This window comes from Candidatus Brocadia sapporoensis (genome assembly GCF_001753675.2).
Classification (GTDB): domain Bacteria; phylum Planctomycetota; class Brocadiia; order Brocadiales; family Brocadiaceae; genus Brocadia; species Brocadia sapporoensis.
In genome coordinates, this window is sequence record NZ_MJUW02000089.1 from 1 (window position 1) to 4,393 (window position 4,393).

At 46.3% G+C, this 4,393-nt stretch carries 4 protein-coding genes; all 4 read right to left on the reverse strand.

Features of this window, described 5'->3' with window-relative positions:
- Positions 1-392: 392 nt before the first annotated feature.
- Entirely contained in the window at positions 393-1,148 is a 756-nt protein-coding gene (locus tag BIY37_RS08360) for a MarC family protein (protein ID WP_070067388.1), read from the reverse strand.
- 210 nt (positions 1,149-1,358) lie between these two features.
- Entirely contained in the window at positions 1,359-2,453 is a 1,095-nt protein-coding gene (locus tag BIY37_RS08365) for a hypothetical protein (RefSeq protein WP_070067389.1), read from the reverse strand.
- Positions 2,454-2,869: 416 nt separating this feature from the next.
- The gene (locus BIY37_RS08370) at positions 2,870-3,427 is read right to left on the reverse strand and encodes a lipid-binding SYLF domain-containing protein (RefSeq protein WP_070067390.1); all 558 of its coding nucleotides are present in this window, start codon (positions 3,425-3,427) and stop codon (positions 2,870-2,872) included.
- A 24-nt stretch (positions 3,428-3,451) separates the two neighbouring features.
- Positions 3,452-3,949, reverse strand: coding sequence for a hypothetical protein (locus tag BIY37_RS08375; RefSeq protein WP_070067391.1), 498 nt, complete (start codon positions 3,947-3,949; stop codon positions 3,452-3,454).
- Positions 3,950-4,393: the final 444 nt, after the last annotated feature.

Below are 4,393 nucleotides of genomic sequence, written 5' to 3' on the forward strand. Positions count from 1 at the left end.
TACAGGGTTAACCGTCATTGCATAACGATATGCTATAATCATGACATCCCTTCGGGATTACAGAATCAATATTTTGATCACCCATAGTGTTTGTGAGCGAATGTACGCTGAATAGTTACGAAAAAACCCGTAAAATTCGGTGTTGTTCGGTTAGAAATTCGCAGGTACGGTTTTGTCATACCCGAACGCTTTTATCGGGTATCCCGTGAACCCTGAACTTCCTGGATTCCCGCTAAAAACATGCGGGAATGACCTCTCGAGAGCAACAAAACAAGACGCGCAAATTTCTGGCCGGACAACATGGGTAAAATTCGTTGTTTTAAATGTTAGTCTCCCAATTAGGGTCATTTTGTCCAACCGTAAGCTTCTTCAGAAGGTATAGGCGCCCCGGCTTACCATGATATCGGAACTCCCATTCTGATTAAGGCTTGAAGAATCATCTGTATCCCGAGCGCAACCTGTAGTACACCGAGCACACTGCCGAGGATTTGCAGGGTTATAACGACGCCAACAAACTTTACTATTTTATGCGCGAACAGCATTGCAAGGAAATTTAAAACCATAATTCCCAGGAGTATTCCAAGAATGCCAAGTTGGCGAGTGCATTCCTGAGCCGCTGCCATGAGAATAATGAGAATTGCGATGCCATAGGGGGTGACGATCGTAGGAAACGAGAGGGGAGAAACTGCCAGAGCGAGTGTTGGAGGGGATGGTGTTTTTTCTCCGCGGGAGGAAGTCGAATACATCTGCATGATCATTTGTAATGCTACCAGGAAGAGAATAATCCCCCCCGCAAGCAATATGGCAGGAGGTGAAATGTGCAGGGATCTCATAGACCTTTGACCCAAAAAAGCAGCCGCAAGACAAGCCGTGGCAGAGACGAGGCTGGCGGTGAGTGCGAGTTTACGGCGAAATTTTGTATCTGTGTCTCTGGTTATCTGAGCAAACGGGGCTAAAATCTTCATAGGACCCAGCATGAGGAAGAAAAGGGAAAATATCCCGAACAGATCCAGGATATAGCCTGTCTGTTGATTATCGGAAGCAATTGACCGGAACTGACTGATGGAAGTTGTTTCTGCAATCGCCGGAGGTATCAAACTGAGGAAAACGATCATAATTGCACCTGGAAAAAAGAGCCTTTCTTTCATAGAGAGTACCTCCTTGTGACGATAAATAACCCCGGGAATAAACAGGGCTGTACCATTTGGTTTTTTGAAAAATCTTCAGCATGAATACTATTGTCTTGTGAGGCAGGTTTCAAACCTGCCCCTACGCTGTATACCATACCCTGTTTTTGTTGGAAGTTTTAAAAAAACCTGACCGGTTACTGCATTTTATCTTTTTAAACCGGCATCATATCAACCACCGACAGGAATTGTCACAATCGGAGCGCCTTCTTTACTTTCGGTCTCCGTGAGGGTAAAGACAAGCATGAGCGAGGAAAATAGTCTTTTTGATGGCAGGTCCCTATCATCAATCCAAAACCAGTGGTTCCGGTAAGGAATCGCAATGAAGGCATCCAAAGGTTTTTCCTGAGAACTGTGTATGCGAATCAGAGGCATTGGAGAGGCATCGGCAGCCGGTGGATCCTTTAGGGTTGGACACACTCGCTTCTCCGCTACATGCTCATCGGGCACCTCAATGTACGAAGCCAAATCCGCAAGGATTTCTAAAACCGAACGCGTAAGGATAGCGATCTCTTTATCATTCGTGGAAAACGAGCCATAGATTACCCTGAATTCATGCGCGTTGGGGTCGAGACCAAGTTCCTTTCGGGTGGTGAGGACGTCCGCCTCTAAAGCGGGATCTACCTTCTCACGGAAAAAGAGCTCGAGAGTCGCCTCTTCGGCGCCGTGTTTTTTAATCCGCATCCCCATAACCCCGGCAGTCTGGACCTTTCTCATCCGCTCAAGCAAAGGATAAAACTCCGGATCTGCCGGACGCGTCCTCACTCCCCCTCCGAAACGATTTTGTGTCCCGTTAATGGCGTGTATGCAGAGCCTGAAAACGAGATCGATGGGAAAACCGCTTTGAACCATACTGAGGAGAGAAGGGGGCGGAATGGGATTCATCAGTTTCTGGGCAAATTTTCCTCCTGTCATCGGGCTGAAGGTAATGGTGGGGCGATCAAAGTATCGTCCGACTCCTCCGATACCCAGGATATTTCCTCCGCCAAATCCCTCTTTAGGGCTGCTCAAGGAACTGTTCAGACTGATAGCACTATCCAGCGCATACTGACTGATAATAGAGGTTACATCCAGAAAAACAGGGGCGTCTGCATAGCGGATTTTTACGATATTCAAAAGCATCTGATCCATCCATGAATCAGAAATGGCCGTGGTATAATCAAACCGGTCACGCGCCAGGAATCGTGGTCCAATGCTGATGCAACCTGCAAGACCGGCGGCCAGGAGAAGGCACCATGCGCTGGAAAACCAACCTTTGCATATCATACGAATTCCTCTTTTTATCCGTTGCAGGTATCATGTCCAGGATATTACCCTGCGTTCGGAGAGGCACCTCTATTAATTAGGCTGGGTTTTAATAGACAAAAATCCAGCGATTTTTCACCCATCCGAAAATCCCCTTTCGGTAGGAGGATTTTCGGATGAGCAGGACAGGAACAGAAAATTTGAAGCTCCTCTCTGGTAGAGTACACCTGATAAAAGCCAATCTCCGTTACTTCGCTTATCGTTAAGAACGCCCGCTCAGCCTTGGTAGGCTGTCTCGCCAGTCAGTCACCGGCATATGTTTTACGTGATGATGACGCCGGTTAAACGTACTAAGAGGAGGGCAACGATTAAAGGGGGGGTATATGCGCAGCCCATTGCGTGAATACCCCCTCCTCTACAACATCGTAGCAAATGCTTTATTTGTTAATCTTCGTAATTTTTGTGCCCTGCAGGCCAAGTCCAGCCATCAATCCTTTCTGATCGACGAAAAACGCATAGATCTGGGATTGTGCAGTTGTGGTTGTCAACGCTTTTGCTGCGCCAATGTCCACGACTACAATGCTTGGACCAACCCCAAGCTCCCAGCCGTCGCTCTTGTTGAGCCAGGACATTGCAGACTCGCTCATGAAAAACAGCACATATCCGTATTTTTGCCCGCCGGCTTGCAGTCCGTAGGAAAGCTGAACGGTATTGTAATATCCAACAGTTCTTCCATTTTTCAGCAGAGAGCCTTCACCATATTGTCCGCCGACAATAAATCCTCCCTTGACAACGCTTGGGAAAACGAGGATGCCGACTGCCTTTTCTCCCAGCGCTTTTGCAGCCGGTGAATTTGCATATAGATTATTCAGGGTCATTTTGGTCTTAAGGTCGATTTCATGAGCGGTGGCCGCTCCGGCTTGATTTTCATACGCACAGACGCCTGCAGCAAAAGCAAGCACGAAAAGAATGACGGTCAAACGAACGTGTTTCATGGTTGTATTCTCCTTTTTAAATGATTATTTATCCAGTTTTATGAGTGGTATGCCTACCGCAAATTCATAATAAAGCGCCGCCTGTATCTTGTTCTCAATCTGGTAGTAGCGCACCACTTTAGTCTCGGGGAGCACTTCGCGGAACTTGGAGATGTATTTTTTGCGGAGCTTCAGCGTCAGGCTCTCAATGTTTATATACTCATCCAGCAGCGTCCTGGCAACGTCCTCCGTCATAGCATTATTGTTATAGGCATTCCGGTAGTCGCTGATCAATTTCGCGGAGCGTGCGCGAATCAGAAATAGTTCGTCCTGATACTGACTATAGATAGGCCAGAAGCCCTTTGCTTCATTCTCCGTAAGTTGCATATTATCCGCAACAATGAGTTTTTTGTCTGCGCGCACCTTGTCAACAAGTATTTGCATATTGTCCGCTGGCTTGTCCTGCGCGGATACCGTAACCGTCCATGCCATAGCAGCCATGAATCCCGCACAAAAGAGTTTATTTTTCCATTTTGTATTCATTCGTTTTCCTCCGTTTATTATTTTCCTGATATAAAATAGATATCCCCTTTTTCGTCCCACAGAAACCGTAAAGGCTTGCGGTGAACTTGAAATTGTTTAGCCCGCCTATATAACAAATCTCTTAAAAATATTCAAGTTAATTTTGATCTTCGTTATCGAATGTTCATCCCAGCCAAAACACGTACGGATAGAACACCCTCTTTTACAAGACGTTCTTTTTGGCTGCCCCACGTAAGCGTTGAGAAGGTGACGAGGCACATCGTTTCTCATATTAAAAAGTCGTATCACTTTCGTTTTTTGAAAAACTTCTGTGCCAATAAAAATAGCATGCATGGAGGAGGTAATATAGGGATTATCCCCATGCTCAAAGAATTCACCATTGGCGAATCTTCGTAACTATTCAGCGTACATTCGCTCACAAACACTATGGGTGATCAAAATATT

What these genes read in the sequence shown, in the direction of transcription:
- BIY37_RS08370 (WP_070067390.1), bottom strand. Translation starts at nt 3,427, where the DNA reads ATGAAACACGTTCGTTTGACCGTCATTCTTTTCGTGCTTGCTTTTGCT.
- BIY37_RS08375 (WP_070067391.1), bottom strand. Translation starts at nt 3,949, where the DNA reads ATGAATACAAAATGGAAAAATAAACTCTTTTGTGCGGGATTCATGGCT.
- BIY37_RS08365 (WP_070067389.1), bottom strand. Translation starts at nt 2,453, where the DNA reads ATGATATGCAAAGGTTGGTTTTCCAGCGCATGGTGCCTTCTCCTGGCC.
- BIY37_RS08360 (WP_070067388.1), bottom strand. Translation starts at nt 1,148, where the DNA reads ATGAAAGAAAGGCTCTTTTTTCCAGGTGCAATTATGATCGTTTTCCTC.